The organism is Telluria sp. LT2P80 (genome assembly GCF_059685955.1).
The window spans coordinates 512,219-531,111 of sequence record NZ_JCASIO010000004.1; the positions used below are offsets into that span (position 1 = coordinate 512,219).

General features: G+C 60.2%; 13 protein-coding genes. 5 read left to right on the forward strand and 8 right to left on the reverse strand.

The genetic code is table 11. The features are described 5' to 3' along the window. Positions 1-76: 76 nt before the first annotated feature. The 7 genes from AC56LW_RS13980 to zorA all read right to left on the reverse strand — a co-directional run bounded on the left by AC56LW_RS13980 (position 77) and on the right by zorA (position 10,784). Complete coding sequence (locus tag AC56LW_RS13980; protein ID WP_499635213.1) at positions 77-781, reverse strand: hypothetical protein; 705 nt, start codon at positions 779-781, stop codon at positions 77-79. A gap of 639 nt (positions 782-1,420) precedes the next feature. Continuing rightward, positions 1,421-2,266 (reverse strand): SIR2 family NAD-dependent protein deacylase, encoded by an 846-nt coding sequence (locus AC56LW_RS13985; protein ID WP_499635215.1) that lies wholly within the window; start codon positions 2,264-2,266, stop codon positions 1,421-1,423. Positions 2,267-2,277: 11 nt separating this feature from the next. Beyond that, on the reverse strand, positions 2,278-2,472 hold the full coding sequence (locus tag AC56LW_RS13990; RefSeq protein WP_499635217.1) for a hypothetical protein: 195 nt from the start codon (positions 2,470-2,472) through the stop codon (positions 2,278-2,280). A 292-nt stretch (positions 2,473-2,764) separates the two neighbouring features. Continuing rightward, a complete protein-coding gene (locus AC56LW_RS13995; protein WP_499635220.1) occupies positions 2,765-5,851 on the reverse strand; it encodes a DEAD/DEAH box helicase in 3,087 nt (1,028 codons plus the stop codon). 179 nt (positions 5,852-6,030) lie between these two features. Then, a complete protein-coding gene (locus AC56LW_RS14000; protein ID WP_499635222.1) occupies positions 6,031-7,776 on the reverse strand; it encodes an EH signature domain-containing protein in 1,746 nt (581 codons plus the stop codon). Beyond that, on the reverse strand, positions 7,773-8,501 hold the full coding sequence (gene zorB1 / locus AC56LW_RS14005; protein ID WP_499635225.1) for a type I Zorya anti-phage system protein ZorB1: 729 nt from the start codon (positions 8,499-8,501) through the stop codon (positions 7,773-7,775). Before zorB1 ends, AC56LW_RS14000 begins: the two co-directional genes overlap by 4 nt. Before the next feature lie 3 nt (positions 8,502-8,504). Continuing rightward, on the reverse strand, positions 8,505-10,784 hold the full coding sequence (zorA, locus tag AC56LW_RS14010; RefSeq protein WP_499635227.1) for an anti-phage ZorAB system protein ZorA: 2,280 nt from the start codon (positions 10,782-10,784) through the stop codon (positions 8,505-8,507). Between the two features lie 746 nt (positions 10,785-11,530). Here zorA and AC56LW_RS14015 point away from each other — a divergent pair. The 5 genes from AC56LW_RS14015 (at position 11,531) to AC56LW_RS14035 (ending at position 17,224) form a co-directional block, all read left to right on the forward strand. Then, positions 11,531-12,181 carry an SGNH/GDSL hydrolase family protein gene (locus AC56LW_RS14015; RefSeq protein WP_499635230.1) on the forward strand — a complete coding sequence of 217 codons (651 nt, stop codon included), beginning with the start codon at positions 11,531-11,533 and terminating at the stop codon, positions 12,179-12,181. 77 nt (positions 12,182-12,258) lie between these two features. Continuing rightward, on the forward strand, positions 12,259-12,672 hold the full coding sequence (locus AC56LW_RS14020; protein WP_499635233.1) for a hypothetical protein: 414 nt from the start codon (positions 12,259-12,261) through the stop codon (positions 12,670-12,672). After that, entirely contained in the window at positions 12,672-13,706 is a 1,035-nt protein-coding gene (locus AC56LW_RS14025; RefSeq protein ID WP_499635236.1) for a helix-turn-helix transcriptional regulator, read from the forward strand. Before AC56LW_RS14020 ends, AC56LW_RS14025 begins: the two co-directional genes overlap by 1 nt. A 33-nt stretch (positions 13,707-13,739) precedes the next feature. Then, complete coding sequence (locus AC56LW_RS14030) at positions 13,740-15,221, forward strand: DUF262 domain-containing protein (protein WP_499635239.1); 1,482 nt, start codon at positions 13,740-13,742, stop codon at positions 15,219-15,221. Positions 15,222-15,229: 8 nt separating this feature from the next. Next, a complete protein-coding gene (locus AC56LW_RS14035) occupies positions 15,230-17,224 on the forward strand; it encodes a DUF262 domain-containing protein (RefSeq protein WP_499635242.1) in 1,995 nt (664 codons plus the stop codon). Between the two features lie 558 nt (positions 17,225-17,782). Here AC56LW_RS14035 and AC56LW_RS14040 read toward each other — a convergent pair. Continuing rightward, on the reverse strand, positions 17,783-18,835 hold the full coding sequence (locus tag AC56LW_RS14040) for a hypothetical protein (protein WP_499635245.1): 1,053 nt from the start codon (positions 18,833-18,835) through the stop codon (positions 17,783-17,785). Between the last annotated feature and the right edge of the window lie 58 nt (positions 18,836-18,893).

Here is an 18,893-nt window from a genome sequence, read left to right on the forward strand (position 1 = left end):
AAGTCACCGCGGCCGACGCTCTATGCTTCTGCCGAAGTAGACATTCCAGCGTAAGTTGAGTATGAGTCAAAACCGATCAGGCAGCGATTTTGGGCGTCTTAGCAGTGCGGAATACCTGATCGCTCACGTTGCGAGCCCGATGCCCTTGCTTCGCAGGCTGAATAACTGCCTGCAAGGAGTCCTTCAGCGCAACTGCACGGCCGCGCTGAGTCTCGCCAATCGGGTAGGTGCCTGAGAACGGTGCAAGTGCGTTCGTCAAGGAATTAGTCAACGTCTCGGCGTCACGATGCCCCTCCGTCGTAAGAGCAGACATCGCAGAAAGAATTGCACAGTCAATTAGCGTACCTTGAAGCCACCAAGTACTCGATGCGTAACCGACACACCAGCGAATCGCTCCCGCCTCAACACAAGCCTCCAAAGCGGTAGAGTCCTTACCGACATAACACGAGCCCAGCAATACACCCGTAATGTTATAAGCGCGCGAGTGAACAGCGATGTAGGACATTGCGACAAACAGATCGACGTTGCCGATCTTGCGTCCGCTACCATGTGCGGCGATATACACTGTCGTGTTGCTGTACTTGGTTTTACATAAACACTCAAGTGCTTTTTTGAAGCTGGAAGTGTCATAAAAGTTTGCGTGAAACACTTCGGTATCGCCAGCGAACTTGGCAACGCCTTCGATAAAGGGAACTACGCTGCTACGATTAGCATCGCTGTCGTCGATGCCCCAGGGCGATTCCAACACCAAGATGGCGCGATGGGCATGTGGTTTTGTCATGTCAGCTTTCTGAGGTGAGCTCGGCCGCCTAGCCGAGAAGTAGGTGATGCCGCACGATTTGCCTTAACAACTACGTTGGCCGCGCCAGTCAATCGAGTACATCGACGTACAGCGTCATACGCAAGTGCAGTTACAAGGTGATAGCGTCATTTTAACAAATATATTTCATTTGGGAAACATCTGGTATTTGTCGTGTTGTTTGCTGGACAGGCATGATAGCGATGCAAACGGAGTTAAGCGTTGACGAACATGACTGGCCTTGCTTTTCCGACGGATCGATGCGCGGCAGCCGTAACCTATCCACGACGAGCGTAAACTTAGCCATGGACACTGTCCAAAACTGCCGTGTTTGCTGAATTGAAGAGGCACCAAGGGCGCAAATCCGACTGCGTAAGTACCGTCTCTTTTTATGTCGCCGGTGGTGACCGCCTGATGCCCATCGTGCGCGAGCGTTTGAAATGCGGGGCTCAGTATCTAAGTGTTTGCACTCGTGGGAATCATGTACCCATCCGTAGCTAGTCCTTCTTCGCACACATTGTTCCAACCCGACTTTTAAAGCAGCCTGACAATCCAAGCCTTGCAAAGCCCAAATTAGTTCGCGAGACAGCACCTGCGGCGGGGTGTTTGCCTCCTTTGTCGTCAGGGCGACAGCACGGAATCAATGGCCATTAGCGTTCGCAGCGCGCCACCGGCGATCCCGACGCCGTCCAAGTGGCTGACATACGGTTCGCGCGGGTTGATGCGAATGAGGGAGCCCTTGTGGCGCAATACGACCCGGTTTGCGAAGTGCCTGACCGTGGCGACGTTCACGCCGGCGCCGATCTCGATCACGACCGGGTGCCTCGCCTTTTCGAGCCAATTCTGGCGCCTCGCGGCCTGCGCTTCACGGCGCGAATCAATCCAGTCCCAATCATCAAACATGAGGATGTTCGGCCGCGCCGGGCCCCCGCAGTGGGGACACGCGGGCAGCATGCCGAGTAATTCGCAGCGCGCCGCGTCGATCGACGGTCTGAAGCCGGCGGCTCGCCACGTCCTCTGGGAGCAGGGCGTCAGGCACTGCATGTGGTGGATTGAGCCATGGCATTCATCGATTCGAAGCGGATCGAAGCCAGCTTTCTGAAATTGACCGTCCACATTGCTGGTGAAGACGAAGTAGCCGCACGCCTTCGCGCTGCCCCATTTGCGCAGCAGCTCAAATCCAGCGTGCGGAACGGTGGCGCGGTACAGTGCCAGCCGGTGTCCATAAAAACCCCAGGCGCGGCGCGGGTTGCTTTGGAAAGCGGCCGGCGACGCGATGTCCATGAAGGCGGTGCCTTCGGCCGCCAAGGCGGGATAGGCTTTCCAGAAACCGGCATTGCCGCGGAAGTCAGGCAGGCCGGAATCGACGCCGATGCCCGCGCCAGCGGCGATGACCAGTGCGTCGGCCTTGGCGACTAGCGCTGCGGCTTGTTCGATGGCTGCGTGGTCGAGGAGGGGCACGTCCATGTCATGGCCGCTCATCGAATCAGGCTGGCAAGTAGGTTGCCGCTGCTGGCCGTATGAAATCGCGCATCCTTGGTGAGATTGGTGCGCGGGTCGTAGTAACCGACGATGCGATTGCGGGAGTCTCGCATGGTTTGCTTGCTAACGGCGTCCCTATCGAGCGTACTGATCATGTGGTAGCGGGCGTCCGTGAGAGTTTGTCGGTTCATGCATGCTCCAGTGCGTGTTGGTTGCATCCATTTTGAACCCCACTGCGACAAACAACGTCGCATACAGTTATATTTTTAATTCAAAAAGTTTTTTTGGTGCGACTTTTTTGAAGCGATACCGCCGCCATCCTAGACTAATTAACCATATCGATGCGATCACGCTCAGAGAGGGGCGAGCTCTACCTTGAATTTCGTCCGCGAGCATTCAGCGAATGGCGCCGTTACCGCTACGGTAACGATCCCCGACGTCTGCGTCCGTCTCAGTAACCGCATGAGTGCATGGAAGCATGCACTACAGGGCAGCCACGAAGTCTGCAATGTCGATATCACTGCTAGCCTTGAGCATGTCTCCGGCCAGTGCCCGCTTGCGACTCAACAGCTGGTCAAGCGTCTGGTCGAACGTCGTCATGCCCTCCGCGACCACGGTCGGGTAGTACACGTACACGTCGTTTTCCTGGCCAATCCGGTACGCGCGGTCTGTTGCCTGGTCTTCCTTCGCAGGGTTCCATGGCCGCGTAAAGTGAATCACGTGATTCGCCTTCTGGATGTTGACGCCGAAACCGACCGCGGTTGTCGAGAGCACGATGACCCCGAACCCCGGTTTTGCCTGGAAGTCGTCGATCAGCTTCTGGCGACTGGGTCCCCCCTCGCTCGTCGAATTGGTGTCGCCGTTGATGATCTGCGGAGTGAATCCGAATTCGTCCATGACGGCGTAGCTGAGCACGCGTTGGATATCGCGCAGCTCGGTGAAGATGATCACTTTTTGCTGTCGGTCGCGGATTTCCCTGAGTTTCTGCACAGTCCAGCTCAGTTTTGGCGAGACGTCGAGCAGATCGCCTTCTGGCCGGATGGCGTGCGGATGGGAGCAGATGAGCTTCAGGCTGTGCAGCAGGCCGAGCATCGCCGCGCCCCTGCTGCCCAGTGCCTCCTGAAGCGCGCGCTGCTCGTGGTACCCCGCCATTTCGGCGCGGTACAGCCGTTCCTGGAGTGAGCTCATGGCGAGTGACTTGCAGGCCGCGTCTTCGATCTTGGCAGGAAGGTCTTTGGCCACCTCGGCCTTTGTCCGGCGCAGCAGTTGCGGTTCGACCAGCGAGCGCAGTTGCGCCAGCGCCCCCGCACTGTCGCCATCGTCTGCCTCGATCGGGCGCCGGAAATGCTTGCCGAACTCGCTCAGCGAGCCGAGCAGGCCCGGCTGGATCCAGTCGTACAGGCACCAGAGGTCGGTCAGCGAATTTTCGACCGGCGTGCCGGTGCAGGCGATCCTGAAGCGCGCTTTCAGGGCCTTGGTCGCCTGCGTCACCCGCGCAGCGGGGTTCTTGATCTTCTGGGCCTCGTCGCATATGACGATGCTCCATTCCTGGCGCGCCAGCGAAAATTCCTGGTCGCGCAGGGTTTCGTAGGTGGTCAGGACGATCCGCCTGTTCTGGCGCCAGCCAAAGCGCAGCAGGTTGCGAATCCCGTGCGCCTTCACTTGTGCCGGGATGTCCGAGGCGTGCATGCGTGCTTCGAGCAGCGAACGGCCGTACAGCCGCAAGGCATCGTCGGCAATCGCGGGGTCGAGGAAGTTGCGCATCTCGCGTTCCCAGTTATCCAGCAGCGCAACGGGGGCCACGATGAGGATAGGCGCTCCCTCGGGCTCCTGCTCGATCGACCAGGCGATGAAGGCCAGCAGCTGCAAGGTTTTGCCAAGGCCCATGTCATCGGCGAGCAGGCAACCCGAGGTCGTGCCGGGCGACAGGGCAAAGTGGTGCTGGAGCCAGCCCACTCCGCGAAGCTGGTGCTCGCGCAGCATGGTGGTGGGCAGGAGGGCGTAGGGCAGCTCGGCATTGGCGGCAAGCCCGCGCCGCAGCAGGTCGCCGCGGTCGTGCGTGTAGTTCAGCTCATCGATATTGCCCTCGACGAGCAGGACGTCGCGTTCCTCGGGTTTACTGCTCCCGCTGGCGTCAGCGGGCGGCCCCAGTTTTTCGCCCCATGCCTGGGCCAGCCGTCCCGCTGTGCGTAAGCCGAGTTCGAGTTCCGGCCCGGGCAAGCGCGCCGTCGGGGCGCCGGTCGACTGCGCAGCCTCGATATTCGACTGGAACTGCTCGTAGTGCTGGCGGTTCGAGGTGTCCCACTTGCTCAGCAGTTCGCCGTCGAGGCCAAGTTCGCTGAGGGTGTCGACCGGTAGCCAGTTTTCCGTCGAGCTTTTCTGCAAGTGGGGAGAGCTCAGCTTCTCCGCGCGGCCGATGCCGATGACCCGGTCGCCGTACTGGCTCAGGTCGAAAATGCTGTCGAGCGCCTTGCCCGCCATCTCATCGGTCCAGCGTCCTTGCAGGCTCTCGAGGCCAGACAGGTCCTGTGCGCCGAAACCCGTCATGTCCAGTTCGTAGCCCTTCCAGCAGGCACAGGGCAGCTCGGCGATGAGTTTGCTGCCTACCTCGTGGACGAAGCGGCCCATCGTGACCGGATCGCCGAAATCGAGCTCGGTTGGCCCGGCGTCTTCCGACGGCGCCGTGAGAACGAGCGCCACGCTCGCGATCGTGCCGTCTTCGCGCAGCTCGGGGCGCACCGCGAAGCTGTAGAAATGGATGCCGGCAGCCTCCAGCGATCGGTCATACTCGTCCGGGTCGAGGACGCTGGTAGCGTCCGGCCCGAGGCAGGCGAACGGATTTTTCAGGAAGAGAACGGCTTTGTCGCCTGCGACCCGCCGCCCCGGCATGGCGCGCACTTCGGCCAGTACCGTCTTCACGCTGGGCGGAATCAAGACATGGGTAACGCCGCCGTTGCCGGTCGAGACAATGTACCGGTCCTGCACCTGCTGGAGCTGGTCGAACGATGCCAGCCAACCTTCGGGTTGTTCGTCGAATGCGGGGCAGACCTCGATGACCTGTTCGTCTCCGACGAGCCGCTTGGTCAGTTCCAGCTTCAGTTTGTCCGGGCGGACGACGACGGTTCGCTCCAGGAAGCCATCCATCCGCGCCCCGGCGCGGCGCGCAAGCTGGCGCACGGTCGCCCAGCCCAGCTGGTTCGTGCTTTCCCCGGGGTCGGTTTTCTGGTTGCGGCTCAGGTCCTGGACGGCCTTGACCAGCTTCCAGACAGCCTCGGGGAGCAGGTATTTCTGTCCCTCGAGGCGGAAGGTGGCGCCCTTGCGCGCGACGCCGTCGCGCAAAGGGATGCCTTGCCCGCTTTCCCAACCGGCGATCACGATCCTGAAGTCGGCGTCGGCAAGGCTGGCCGAGCTGCTTAGGACGGGGCGGAGGGCGAACACCTCGGGCAGGCCGAGCAGGGCCTTGCTGGTCTGGTGCTCGGCGGACGCAAGGACCGCGTACATCTGCTCCCATGGCAGCAGCCAGTCCTCCGCCAGGGGCGTGACGAAATCTTCCTCCTCGAGTTGAAGCATGTACGCCACGGTCTCGCGCAGCGACCGCGAGACCGTGGCGTCAGTACTGCCCGCGCGCGGATAAAGGACGCCTTCGTCGACGAAACGGGGGGCGGGCGACGGTGTCGGAGCTGGGGCCGGCTGTGGCGCGGACTGTCGCGCCGGAACGGGGGCGCGCCCGCGAAGATGGTTCCAGAAACTCACTTGGTCCAGAATCCTTTAAGTGCGTGAAAGTTAAGGCCGATCTGCAGGAGCTCGCGTTTGAGCACTGGACCGGGGTTCGGCGCCAGCACCCAGAAAAGACCGCCTTTGTCCAGGTTGTCCTCAACCGGGACGCCATTGATGCGGGCCAGCTCCCTGGCCTGGCGCACAACGCGGCTTGGGGGCTTGGCCCCACTGGCGGCAGCAGGCGCCGCCGAGGGAGGCGGCGGCACTTGCTTAGGCGGCGTCACTTGCTCGCGCGGCGCCGCCGCAGGGGCGTTCGATTTGGGCTGATAGGGCGCGACTTTCGGCCCTGCGGCCATGCCGCTCGCGCCGCGGTGGATGCCGCGCTCGGCCAGGTAGAGCCTGGCGCTTTTTTGCCAGCCGCTGGTGTGAGGAATGCGGTTGTTGACCTGCCGTGTCCTCGGGTCGCGCAGCTTGTGCTTCAGGTCGTTGTCATAGTGCAGTTCATCCGCCTGTAGCTTGAACAGCTCCTGGTCCTCGCTGTAGACATAGCATGCGTTGCCCTTGCCCGAGAATTCGACGAACAGGTGGCCCCTGATTCGCATGATGAAGGCATTGTTGTGGCCAGGTCCGCCGGCGAGCCCGCCGAAGCGGCCTTTGTTCTTGTCGCGGAAATTTTGGAACTCGGCCCGGGAACTGTAGAGGGCGTCGCGGCCCAGCAGGATCCGCGTGTAATCCATCTGGTCCAGGTAGTCGTACCAGAATTCGAAGCGATCGAGGTCGACCTGCCCCGCATCCTGCAATAGCCGGAAAAAGTGCTCGAGGTCTTGCTTGGCGAACCAGCGCAGCACCATGGCGCGCACCGGCGGCTCCACCATCGTCCAGAGCGACGCGTTGACCAGTTGCGGGTTATCCCAGCGTGTAAATGCCTCGTTCTTTAATAATTCGTGCGGCTCGTCCCGCTGTCCCGACTGGCAATAGCGCGTCAGCAATGCGGCGAGCATGTCGTTGGCATGCCGCGGGTGACCCTGTAGAAACGTCAGCATTGCGGGCAGCGCCTGCAGAAAGTCTTTGTCGCTCAGCCCGTTCAGGTACGCGATCTGGTGCGCAATCACGCGCTGCCACAGCCAGCTCGAGTCGGCCACCGGCAGCCCCTTGTTGAGCTCGTCCATGTCGCCGGCGCTGCCGTGGAAAAGCACGTCGCGCAGCGTAGCGCCGGGCTTGTCGCCCAGGAGATCGCGATGCTCTTCGAGCAGCCGCGACCATAACTTTGGACGTCGCTGGCCGGCGACGAGGATCGGCATGGTGTCGCTCAGCCGCTTGCGCAGGTGCAGCCAGTTGCCGCGTCCCGCCGGCTGCTCCGGATGGTAGGCAAAATAACTGTGCAGGAGCCCGAACCAGGGTTTGCGGGGTACGGCCTCAGCCGTGATCCAGCCTTCCGTATGGGACATCAGCGGCTCGAAGAGGGCAGGGTCTTCGATCGCTTTGGGGTGCTTGCCGTCGTCGTCGCACAGCCCCCAGGCAATGTGGTTCCATTCGCGTGGCGAGAGTGCCAGTTCACCGTGGCGCAGGCGGGTGAGGGCGGCCAGCCTCTGTTCCGCCAGCGGTTCCTGCGGCGTGCCTTCTTCGAAGCTGCGGGCGATCCGGGCTGCCGTGCGTTCGAGTTTGTCGGCCTGGGCCAACGGCACCATGGTGCCCGCGCTGTCGCGCGGAAAACGCGACAGCGCGAACTCGAATTGCTGCGTGAGTGCGTCCAGCAGGCGGGGGCGTTCGGGCTTCATTGCAGCAGGCATTTTTCAGGCGCGGTCCGGTTGAACACCGGCAGACGCGCCGCCGCGGCAGGGTCCTTCAGGCCATAGAACTGCAGGCGCAGCTCGACCCTGCGGCTGGCTTCCTTGCTGTCCTTCGCGTTGTTGAAGGACACGCCGCCGGCCAGGAACAGCTCGCGCACCTGGTGCTTCTGCTGCTGGCTCAGGCCCGTCATCGCGTCGAACCGGTCGTCGAGCAGCGCGCACATGACCCATTCCGAGCGCTGCAGGCTGAGGTGAAGGTTGTACAGGTAGGAGCCGTCGGTGTCGGTGAATCCCTCGATCAGCACCTGCTTAAACCACTTTTTTCCTTCCTCGCTGCCCGCCGCGTCGATCACGAGCGGCACGACTTCGCGCAAGGCCTGCTGCCCTGTGGCTCCCAGTTTGTAGTCGTTGTACCCGAAGCGGCCGGCTTCACCGAAATTGATGCGGTTGTCGCGGCAATCGACGACGATGTTGCGGTTGAGTTGCCGGGCCTTGAACTGCAGCCGCTGGCACAGGTTCGCAATGTCGCCGGCACGGGCTTTCTCACCCTGTTCGGCGGCCGCGATCCGTTTTGTCATCATTGCCAGCGATGCCACCATGACGATCAGGAACAGGATCATCAAGGCCGTCATCAAGTCGGCATACGAAATCCAGAACGGCTTCTCGCCTTCGGTTTTTGGCCGCTGTGCGGCCGATGCTCGTGCGCCAAACATCGATCAAGCCCTCGCGTGGCGCGCGGCCGGAGGCGTGCCGCCCAGTTCTTCGAGTCTTTCGCCGATCTGGTCGACACCAGCGGTAAGCGATCCGAGTGCATTCGACAGGTCGGTGTCGAGCTTGCGCATGGTCTTGCTCAGGCTGTCTTGGACGCCCTCGGTGAAGCTGGTGAATCCTTTGCCCAGTACCTCGGGCACCTGGCCAAGATACTCTTCGGTTTCCGCGTAGGCGGCATGAATCTTAACGCTCAGGCGATCCAGGTCTTCCACCGCCTTCTGGCGCAGCGTGGCTTCGCGCTGCGCCGACTCGATGATCGACTGCAGCACGCCGATGTTCTGCGTCGTGACGTCGCGGCTCTGGCGGTAGTCCGCAACGATGGTCGACAGTTCGCGTACCGCCACCGCGATTTCCGACGAGCCCGAACGCAGGCCCGACACCGTGTCGGCGCTGGACTGCAGCATGTCGTGGACGCTGCCGCCGGCATCGTCGAAGCGCTCGGCCGCGGTGCGCATCTTGTCGGCGCCGACCTGCATGCCCTGGATGCTGCGCTCGGTCTGCCCGCTGAGCGCGTCGAGAGTACCGCGCATCGACTGGCGCTCGCGCTCCACTAGGTCGATCAGCGTGCGCACTTGGTCACCCAGTCCGGAAAGGGCCGTGTGTGCCTCCTGCTGGAAACGCTGCAGCGCCGATTGTGCGTGCTCATCCATGTCCTGACGGCGCTTTTCAAACGTGCCGAACATCTCATCAAGTCTGGCGCCGAGTGCAGCGGATGCGGCCGACACGCTCTCCAGTCCGCTTTCCTGGGCGCGTGCGAGCGACTGTCCCATGCCTTCGACCATCGTCTGCATCTGCCCGTCGAGCTGGCGCACCGTCCCGGCTATCTGCTCGATGGTCTCGCGCTGGCCACGGCCTACGCTGTCCTGCATCTGCTGCACGAAGCCGTCCATTTGATCAGCCATCTTTTGTTGGCGCGCCTCGCCGTCGGCATACATGCGCTCGAGCTGCGAGGCGATCTTGGTTCCGGCTTCAACGCCTTGCGTACCCATGCTCTCGACGGCCACCTGCAGGGTCTGGACCATCTGGTTCATTGAGGTCTGCATCGCTTCCTGCCCGCCATGCAGGTTATGCATAGTTTTTGCAAGCTGCTCGGACATCGTTTGGGTTGATGCTTCGCTGGCACTGCGCATATCACCCACCAAGGCGGCAAACCCGCTCTGCATCTGCTGCATGGACGAGACGGATTGCTCTAGCATCGCCGACAGGCCTTGGAACTGTTGCCCAAACGTGCCCTCCAGCTTGGCCATGAAGGCAAGCAGCACATCCTGCAGCATGTTGCCGACCATCTGGGACTGATCGCCACTCACAGCTGACACGGAATCGGCGATCCGTTCCAATGGTGCGCGGAAGCTCGACTCGATGCTCTGGCTGATCTGCGCGGCCATCCTGTCGCCGGAGTCCTTATAACTGCCCGTCAAGGTCTCGGCCAGCTTCAGGCTTTCACGCACCTGCGTGTCGACAATGTTCGTCAGCAAAACCCGCATTTCGCTGATCATCGTATGCGCAAGATTACGCGTCTGCGTAGAGCTTTCCTGGCTGCTGTGGACGAGATCGGCCAGGTACTCTTCGCCGACACCCGCGTCAAACAGCCGGTCGATGGCGTCGGTGAGCTTTTCGAGTCGCTCATAGCACACACGCAGCCAGTGTTTCTCGAGATGCGTGACGATCATGGCGCCGACAATCGCCACCAGCGAGCCAATGAATGCGAAAAACACGTCGCGGATCAGCCCGTTAACGCTTTCCTGGACCCTTTCCGGGGTGCCGGGATCGAAGCCCGAAAGCCCCATGATCAGGCCAAAGAAGGTCCCGATGATGCCAATGCCCGTGAGGATGCCCGGAAGATGACGGAAGTACTCCGTTCGCAGCGGTGTGTCTACAACGCTTTGCGGCGAGAAGTAATACGAGGCAGGTGCGGTGGCGCGGCTTTGGCGGATGATACGTTCGCCATCCTCATCACGGTACTGGTCGTGCAAAGTGTGTTGGAACTCAGCCCAATGGTGAGCGAAACTGCCTTTGCTCAGAACTTCCCCTGCAGACACGCGGCGGACGTGGGGCGCTAGTTCACGAATCCTGGAAATACTGTCGGAGCAGGTATTGAGTTCTGCCGATAGTTTCTTGGCCGGTCCGCGATACTGCCGAATGAACTGCCCAATAAAGATGAAAATCAGGAAGACTACTACCGCTGGGGGGATCAGCCTGGACAGTTCTGCAAGGGATTGTGGCATTTCGAGATGCTTCTAAAAGACTTGTTAGTGATATAAATTCGCAAGGAGCAACAATACCTTAAGTCAACAACTTTTGTTAAGTAGTCGCAGTCTTGAATGGAAGAAAGAGGCAACTCTGCCACACTTGACGGCGCAGGGCACGACATGCGCGCGCCCTCGCGAGAGCGGTACCTTATGTACGGACTTTTTGGTGAGTGTGCGGGTACCGGACGCCGTCGCTCGCGAACCCAAGTGTCCACGCCGTGGGTGCGGCCAGCGTGTCTGCCAGCGCGAAGGTTCGTATATACCCGATGTGGAACTCGCGCTGGAGACGCGACACAGGGTAGGGAAGTACCGTCTGTCCGCGCTGACGGAGCTGGTCGAGCCACGAAGCCGCGCTATGCAACAGGGGTCTTCGTCAGCCGGGCTCGTATCCACCACGGCAGTGGCGGAACCGGGTTCTGGCGCTGGGATAGGGCGCGGCTGGTCGTCGGCTAGCGAACCGGCCGCTCAAGCGGTACGCATCGATACGCCGGCTGCTGCAATGACCCCCAAGATGACGAGCACTTTCCTTCGATTGATACCATTCATCGTAGCGTCCTTTCTTTTTACGCATCCCGACGGTGTGTCGTGAACACTTGCATGCTGGCGAACTGAGTGACAACGGATGTCGCGCACGTGCTGAGGTTTTGGGCGGCGCGACCGCGACACCGTTTGTCGTTCAATGCCCCATCATGGCGCTGTCTCTTTTATCGGTCTGCGTCTGAATGAACCACATTGTTTTGCTAGGAGATTCAATTTTCGATAACGCCTCGTACGTCCCGACAGGAACAGAGGTCGAAGCGCAACTAAGGTCGCGCTTGGGGGAGCAATATCAGGTTCAGCTGCTTGCCCGCGACGGCAGCGTCCTCGAAGATATGGCGGCCCAGGTCGCGTGTCTCGGCGACTTTGTTCAAGCGTCCAACCGCCTGGTGGTGAGTTGCGGCGGAAATGATGTATTGGGACTCGTCGGCCACCTGCATTCGCCGGTGCGTTCCGCGCTCAATGCGACAGAACTGCTCGCTTCGTGGCAGACGCGTTTCCAGAGCAACTACCAGCGCATGCTGGACCTTGTGCTGTCTAAAGAAATACCGACAGCGGTTTCGACAATTTACGATGCCATGCCCGGACTTGCGCCAGGAGTGCGCGCCATGCTGGCGCTGTTCAATGACGTCATCCTGCGCGAAGCGGCAGTGCGCCGATTGCCGGTGCTGGACCTCCGGCTGGTCTGCACTGAGGCGACAGACTACTCATCCTCATCACTGATCGAACCCTCAGCCAATGGGAGCCGGAAGATCGCGGCAGCGATCGAGGAACTCGTACGTGCACACGACCCCGCTGATCGAAGGACGGTCATGTACGGCGCCGGTCAACGCTGAGCAATAAGTTTCCTATCTGCAATAATTTTGGTAGGATATCATTTTGAACTTGAAGTTGCTCTCGTGCGAAAGTTGACATGCCAGGACTGATCGAACATATCGACGCGATCGCGCGCAAAAAGGGCCGCGAAGTGCTCTACCTTGAATTTCATCCGGAATCCCTTAGCGAGTGGCGCAATTATCGCTTCGAGGATGACCCGATACGGGCTGCGGTAGTGGCCTGGCTCGATGCGCATGCAGTGACCTACCATCCATGCGGTCCGTTCGCAAATCCAAACGTCATGGCGCCTTACCTGGGGCAGCTGTACCTGGAGGTGCCCTACGACGAATCCCTGCCCGGGTACCGCTCCCTGCGCGATTATCTCGAGCATCCGGACGGAACGATGCGCCATTCTGGCGTGCGCTTTTGCGCCATGCCGCTCGATTATGCCCTGCGTAATGCGGAGCATGACGAGCCCGGCTACTGGGAACGTTGGGCGGAAGGCTTCTGATGGCGACTAATCAGCAGTCGCTGCTGCGGCAGTGGCACATGCTGCGCATGGTGCCGCGTGCCCCCGCCAAGATCTCCGCCAAGGAGCTTTGCGAACGCCTGTGCGCAGCAGATTTTCCAGTGACCAAGCGTACCGTCGAGCGCGACCTGAACGAATTGTCCGAAGTTTTTCCGATCGTTGCCGACAGCCGCGACAGGCCGTTTGGCTGGAACTGGCTGCGCGACGCTTCAAGTTTCGACTTGCCTGGCCTTACCCTACCGGAAGCGCTGACGCTGACGCTGGTCGAGCAACACCTGCGCCACCACCTGCCACCGAGCGCGGTCGACGCACTTGGCCCTCACTTCAAGTCTGCGGCACGCACCCTTTCGGCCGTTGACGAATCTGCGCCGTCACGGGCCTGGCTGGACAAGGTCCGCAGCGTGCCACCCCAGCAGCCACTGCTCTCACCGCGAATGGATGCGGAATGCCAGCGTGTCGTCTACCTGGCGCTGATGCAAGACCGTCAGTTGCGATTGCACTACCGCAAACGTGACAGCGCTGGGCCGACCGTCTATGACGCTGTTCATCCGCTCGGCGTCGTTCAGCGGGGCGGTCTTGTCTACTTAGTGTGCATGTTCGGCGACTACGATGATGTCCGTACCATCGCCCTGCATCGGGTTCAACAAGCCGAGGCATTGTACGAGCCCGTCCGCAAGAAGCAGGGATTCGACATTGACGCCTACATCGACTCTGGTCAGTTCGGCGTCATTGCAGGGGAGCCAATCAATCTGCGCGCCATATTCACGCGGGCGGCCGGCGAGCACCTGCATGAAACGCCACTCAGTGTTGACCAGACGCTGGTCGCTGACAGCGACGGCAGGCTGCACTTGGCCGCGACTGTTCCCAATACACGTTCGCTGGTGTGGTGGCTGCTCGGATTTGGCGATGGCGTGGTGATCCAGGAGCCCGCGGAACTACGTGATGAGCTCGCCGGCATCGCGGTAAGGATGGCAGCTGCATACGCCGCATCGGCGGATGGACAGCTGGTTGACTGATGTCTCGTATCCTACCGACGGGAATAAATTCTTATGAACCCCAGATCTGAACAACGTACCGACGTCTCCGTAAACGTCATGAGTTTTGCGGACCTTGGCAGCTTGGCTTACCCATTGAAGCTCGATCACTACCAACGTCCCTATGTATGGGGTAAGAAGAAGGTTGAGCAACTTCTGGCCGACCTTGCCGAGTTTAGTGAGCAGCACAAGGAGCAGGACTATTACCTCGGCACTTTGCTGCTGCACCGGGATGACGCACAGAAGGCATGCTTCGTGATCGATGGGCAACAGCGCCTCAGCACCCTCGCCGTGCTGTTCCATGCGTTGCGCGGCCAACTTCCGGATGGGCTTGATTTCCACTATCGGTCGCCGCTGTCAGCGGAAAACCTCCGCTATGCACAACAAGTGGTGCATGACACGAAACCGGGGTGGCTCGACGAGTCGATTTTTGCGCGATTGCGTTTCACGGTCATTTCCGTCGCGCGTGAAGACCTTGCCTTCACTTTTTTCGACACCCAGAACAGCCGCGGTGTCCCGCTGAAGGCGACCGACCTGCTCAAGGCTTTCCACCTGCGTGCTATCAGTGGTCCCGACGTTGCGCAGGTTGAGCATCTGCAGCAGTACTGTGCGCGGCGGTGGGAGGGCGTGCAAGCGTCCGGCCCGCGCAGACGGGATGGGCGACGGGACTTTGCACCGGAACTGTTCCAGCGCTACCTCTGGCGGGCCCGCAACTGGTGCGGACAGAAGAGGCTCGAGCGTGAAGACCACAATGCCATCCTTGGCACGTTTCAGGAGTGCAGCGTGCGCCCCGAGGCGACCGACAGCCTGCCTCTATATCCGCGATTCGGCAACCAGCTTGCCACGCGGCTGTGCCTGCATTCAGGCGACGACTATCACCTCGATGCCGCACCGGCGCAGATGAGTACCAGTGCGGCTGACTTGCCGTTCTCGCTGCGCCAGCCTATCCACCAGGGTCTCGGTTTTTTCCTCTATGCGCAGAAGTACGCAGCGATTCTCGAAGAACTCTTCCACGGCGCTGAGCCAGACGAAGAGGTAAAGCGATTCCGTGCATTTTATCAAGCGGTCGTCGAAAACAACTCGCACTATCTGCGCGAGCTCTTCAATCTTGCCTTACTGATGTACGTAGACCGCGTCGGCCACAAGCGTTTGCTTGAGTTCGCCCAGCGCACGGAACTGGTGCTGGGTGGGGTGCGACTGGCGAAGCAATACATCTTCAAAGAGGCGCCGCTCAAATACCTGCGCGATGCTGACCATAACCTGCTCGACGTGATCGCCAGCGCCTATCGCCCGGATGAGGTGATGGAGTTTCTGAAGCACGCTCTATCCCAGGGCGAAGGTTACGACCCTGTCCGCATCGCCGAAATCCGCGCGAAAAGGGGCAAGGGCGTGCAGGGTCTTTACCTGCAGGCCCTGCAGGAATACAACAGCCAGACGAGGGAACTTCCTACGGACACCGCACGCAGCCTGAGTGCGCTTGGATTGAATGAACAGTGAGAACACACATGCATGAATCTACGCTCATCACTCCGCAACAGGTCATCGACCATCAGCTGCTGTTCAATATCCCTATTTACCAGCGCCTGTATGTATGGGGGGGCGATCAGATCAAGGTGCTGCTTGACGACCTGGCAGCGGCGTGTGAAGCAGGTAGAGATGTTTTCTACCTCGGCGGAACCCTTGTGATCGAGCAGAAGAATAATGCGGAGGAGTTACCGGTCTTTGACCTGATTGACGGCCAGCAGCGCTTCACGACGCTCTGGCTGCTTAGCATCGCTATCGAACGCCTGGTGGCGCGGCGGGGCAAGGGTGAGGCCAACCATCTTGCCGGCTTTCGTAGCGTGCTGTGTACCAGTCGCGCGGAGCCGCGCATCAGGTTCGCGATACGTCCCGAGGTTGGTGGCTTCTTCGAGGCATTGCTCAGGGGTGGGGATGTGCCGGATGTCGCCGCAGCGTCTTCGTTGAGCCGGGCGATCATGGAGATCGAAGGCTATTTCAATGATCACACTGCGCTCTCACTTACCAGACTGAGCGCTTTCATCTGTGACAGGGTTCAGCTGGTGCTGACCCGAGTGCCCCCGCAAACCGACCTGAACAAGCTGTTCGAGGTGATCAACAACCGCGGAGTCCAGCTTCAACATCATGAAATTCTCAAGGCGCGCCTGTTGGCATGCCTGGAAGCCGGTCGTCAGCGCGACGTCTTCGGACAGTTATGGGACGCGTGCGCGCACATGAACGATTACGTTGAGAAAAACCTGCGCACTGCCGCGGGCCTCAAGCTGGTGTCACTCTACAGCACCGAAAGCGCAGCCAGTGACAGTGAAGGGTTGGCTGACCCGGTGTCGGTTCGGGCCGCGCTAGAACTCCTTTACAAAGCCGAGGACCAGCAGGTTCTGTCGCTCGACGTGATTCTGAACGGGAAGGGTAGCGGTGAACGACGCGGCCCGCAGGCAGACGCTGATGAGGAATATGAGGCCGATGTCGTACGAAGCATCATCACGTTTTCAATGCTGCTCCAGCACGTACTGCGCATTTTTCTAACGCGCCGTGGGAAAGACATTGACAGAATTCTCGACAAGGACCTGTTGCACATCTTCGATGCCCATTGGCTCGGTACGAAAACGCCACCTGCCGAGCGGGAGAGCGAGGTCAGGGAGTTTATGGACCTGCTGTGGCGTTGCCGCTATCTGTTCGACAAATACGTGATCAAATGGGTCGAAGAGGGCGATGACGAGATCCACGCAATCCGCCGGCTGCGCCTGAACAGCAGCCGGAATTCTCGCAGCCTGGTGCGGGAAAGTGGTGACGCCGATACCGCGTTTGCCATGCTCCAGAGCATGCTCTACCACTCGCAGCAACTGACCACTCATTACTGGGTGACGCCGCTGCTGAGCTACCTGCTTGAGCACGGCGGCGAGCGTGCTCATTCATACCTGAAGTACCTGGACAATTATCTGCTGTGCAGTACAAGCGAAGAACCGCTGATCCAGCGTACCCGTCGCTTCATCGAGGAGCCCTGGTATGCCGATTTCGAATTGCGTGACATGGCAGCGTGCCTGAGCGAGGAAGAAGGTACTGGATTCTCTCATTACTGGTTCTACAAGCTCGAGTACATTCTCTGGGAAAAATATCAGAGCAAAAAGGGCCCAGCCTGGCAGGCGTTCCGCATGACGGCAAAGAACTCTGTGGAACATGTGTCGCCGCAAAAGGCCGATGAGTGCGACTCGAACACGGTCAGCAAGCAGGTACTCGACACCTTTGGCAACCTGGCTCTGGTATCGCGCGGCGTCAATTCGGAATATGGCAACAAACCTTATGTCGAAAAGCGGGCTCGTTTTGGCGAGCGTAACGCGCGCCGCGTGGATGCGCTCAAGCTTTCCCTGATTTATGAAAACCCCAATTGGAACGACGACCGGGCGAACGACCACCGGGCGCAGATGATCGCCGAGTACCAGGCTTATTTCAAAAGCGTCGAGTCGATCCCAATGCAGATTGCGTAACGGAACGCCACGTCAATCTCTGCTCGACGTTTATGGCGGATTCGTGCCCTGCGGAATCGGTGAAGCCACCGAAAGGTTTGGCACGGTTTTTAACCGGCTGTGCGGTGCGAAACGCGGCATAACCAGTACCGCAGCCGTTCGTAACGGCGTCGGTACTGGCTTTAACTTTTCCATCTGCCGGTATTGGCGCGCGGTCGGATTCCTTCAAGATGCATCTGTGTCAACCGACACACTTTTCTTAATTCACACAGGAGGAAACATGAATACGACGACTCAACAGGGCGCCGGCTGGCCAAGCAAGCACGACGGAATGCCGTCCGGAGGCGGCCGCGATAACAACCCGCCGAAGAAGTAACAGCTGCCTTAACTGCGGCGATGCGACAAAGCGTGCTTACTCTCTGTCCCTCGCAGCTTAGCTGTCGGAATGTTGCTACGCCCCGCTAACGCGGCGGCACGGCGGACGTTTTTCTTGAGCGCGTCAGGCATGCCCACTAAAAGCATGCCTGACGCGTCACCTTTGGGGAACATCTTCATGCTCGGCGCTCCCGACTGTCGAGCCTACGTTTTCGATCGTGAACGCGACGAGAGTGCCGCCGCTCCGGTCAGCAAGTTCTTCTCAAGCTGAGCCAAACGTGCCGCGACGAGTTCCTGGATTGGCCTCCTGGTGGGCACGCCCGGCGTCTCGGCTGCTGCCTGAAGGACGTCGATTGCCAGCGCCATCGTGCGCGCTGCAATGAGTGCCTGCTTGAGTGAGCGCGCGCCTGACGCACCTGCCATCATCGCCTGAGCACGTTCCATAGGAAGCAAATTTTGCCCGCTGCGCCACTTGTTAATGCGGCCCTGAGGTACTGGCCCCCCTCTGTCCGGATGGTCGCTTGTTCCAACGGTCAGCTCCCAGTCATGGCGCAGGCCGCGCACTAGCCTCACCATGTCGATCCAGTGTCCAACGGGATGAATGTCGGGGGCCGCCAGGTCGCGAAGACGCGCGGGGGCGATGGACTGGTCGCATTTAACCAGGGCCATCAGTATCACTGCGCCGAGCGCCACCTTGAGCAATCGGTCAACGAACCGGTAGGCGCCCCGGTCAATGCGCAACGCTTGTTCATGCCACCAGTTGTCCACATCGTCGAGCATGTCGGCTCCGCAGCAACGGCATCTCGCGGTGCCGATGGTAACGGTACCGTAGGTACGCATGAACAGCCCCTCAAGGGCGCTAAACAGGTTCACGTAGAACGGCAGGAGCGGGCCGTCGCGTCTGCCGTGAACCAGGACGTCTAGCTCGTCTTCCTGCGCGCCCAGCCTGGCATGGAGAAGCCGTTTAGTCGTGTCGGTCGTCCTGTTCTTGCGACGAACGAAATTCTCAAAGTTCTTGAAGTACGGATGAACGGCTGCCCGCACCAGTTGCTGGTGACCGGAACCTTCGACCAGGTGCACGAGAAAGTCTCGGTCCGGGCGAGACGGCACGCCGACAACCAGTCCCAGCGCCGCGCCGAAAAGTTGCATCGGTCGGTAAAGCGTGATGGGCTCGAACTTCACCTGTAGGGCGAGTAGTACCGGTAAATCGCGTGGGATCGGAAACCGCGCGTCGTACTCGGAGAAGTTTGATTCCATACAATGTGGCTGGGACGAATCGGGATCTGGAGCATATCATTGCACCGGGCAGACGGTC

What these genes read in the sequence shown, in the direction of transcription:
- AC56LW_RS13995 (WP_499635220.1), bottom strand. Translation starts at nt 5,851, where the DNA reads ATGCTTCAACTCGAGGAGGAAGATTTCGTCACGCCCCTGGCGGAGGAC.
- AC56LW_RS13980 (WP_499635213.1), bottom strand. Translation starts at nt 781, where the DNA reads ATGACAAAACCACATGCCCATCGCGCCATCTTGGTGTTGGAATCGCCC.
- AC56LW_RS13985 (WP_499635215.1), bottom strand. Translation starts at nt 2,266, where the DNA reads ATGGACGTGCCCCTCCTCGACCACGCAGCCATCGAACAAGCCGCAGCG.
- AC56LW_RS14020 (WP_499635233.1), top strand. Translation starts at nt 12,259, where the DNA reads ATGCCAGGACTGATCGAACATATCGACGCGATCGCGCGCAAAAAGGGC.
- AC56LW_RS14035 (WP_499635242.1), top strand. Translation starts at nt 15,230, where the DNA reads ATGCATGAATCTACGCTCATCACTCCGCAACAGGTCATCGACCATCAG.
- zorB1 (WP_499635225.1), bottom strand. Translation starts at nt 8,501, where the DNA reads ATGTTTGGCGCACGAGCATCGGCCGCACAGCGGCCAAAAACCGAAGGC.
- AC56LW_RS14015 (WP_499635230.1), top strand. Translation starts at nt 11,531, where the DNA reads ATGAACCACATTGTTTTGCTAGGAGATTCAATTTTCGATAACGCCTCG.
- zorA (WP_499635227.1), bottom strand. Translation starts at nt 10,784, where the DNA reads ATGCCACAATCCCTTGCAGAACTGTCCAGGCTGATCCCCCCAGCGGTA.
- AC56LW_RS13990 (WP_499635217.1), bottom strand. Translation starts at nt 2,472, where the DNA reads ATGAACCGACAAACTCTCACGGACGCCCGCTACCACATGATCAGTACG.
- AC56LW_RS14000 (WP_499635222.1), bottom strand. Translation starts at nt 7,776, where the DNA reads ATGAAGCCCGAACGCCCCCGCCTGCTGGACGCACTCACGCAGCAATTC.
- AC56LW_RS14025 (WP_499635236.1), top strand. Translation starts at nt 12,672, where the DNA reads ATGGCGACTAATCAGCAGTCGCTGCTGCGGCAGTGGCACATGCTGCGC.
- AC56LW_RS14030 (WP_499635239.1), top strand. Translation starts at nt 13,740, where the DNA reads ATGAACCCCAGATCTGAACAACGTACCGACGTCTCCGTAAACGTCATG.
- AC56LW_RS14040 (WP_499635245.1), bottom strand. Translation starts at nt 18,835, where the DNA reads ATGGAATCAAACTTCTCCGAGTACGACGCGCGGTTTCCGATCCCACGC.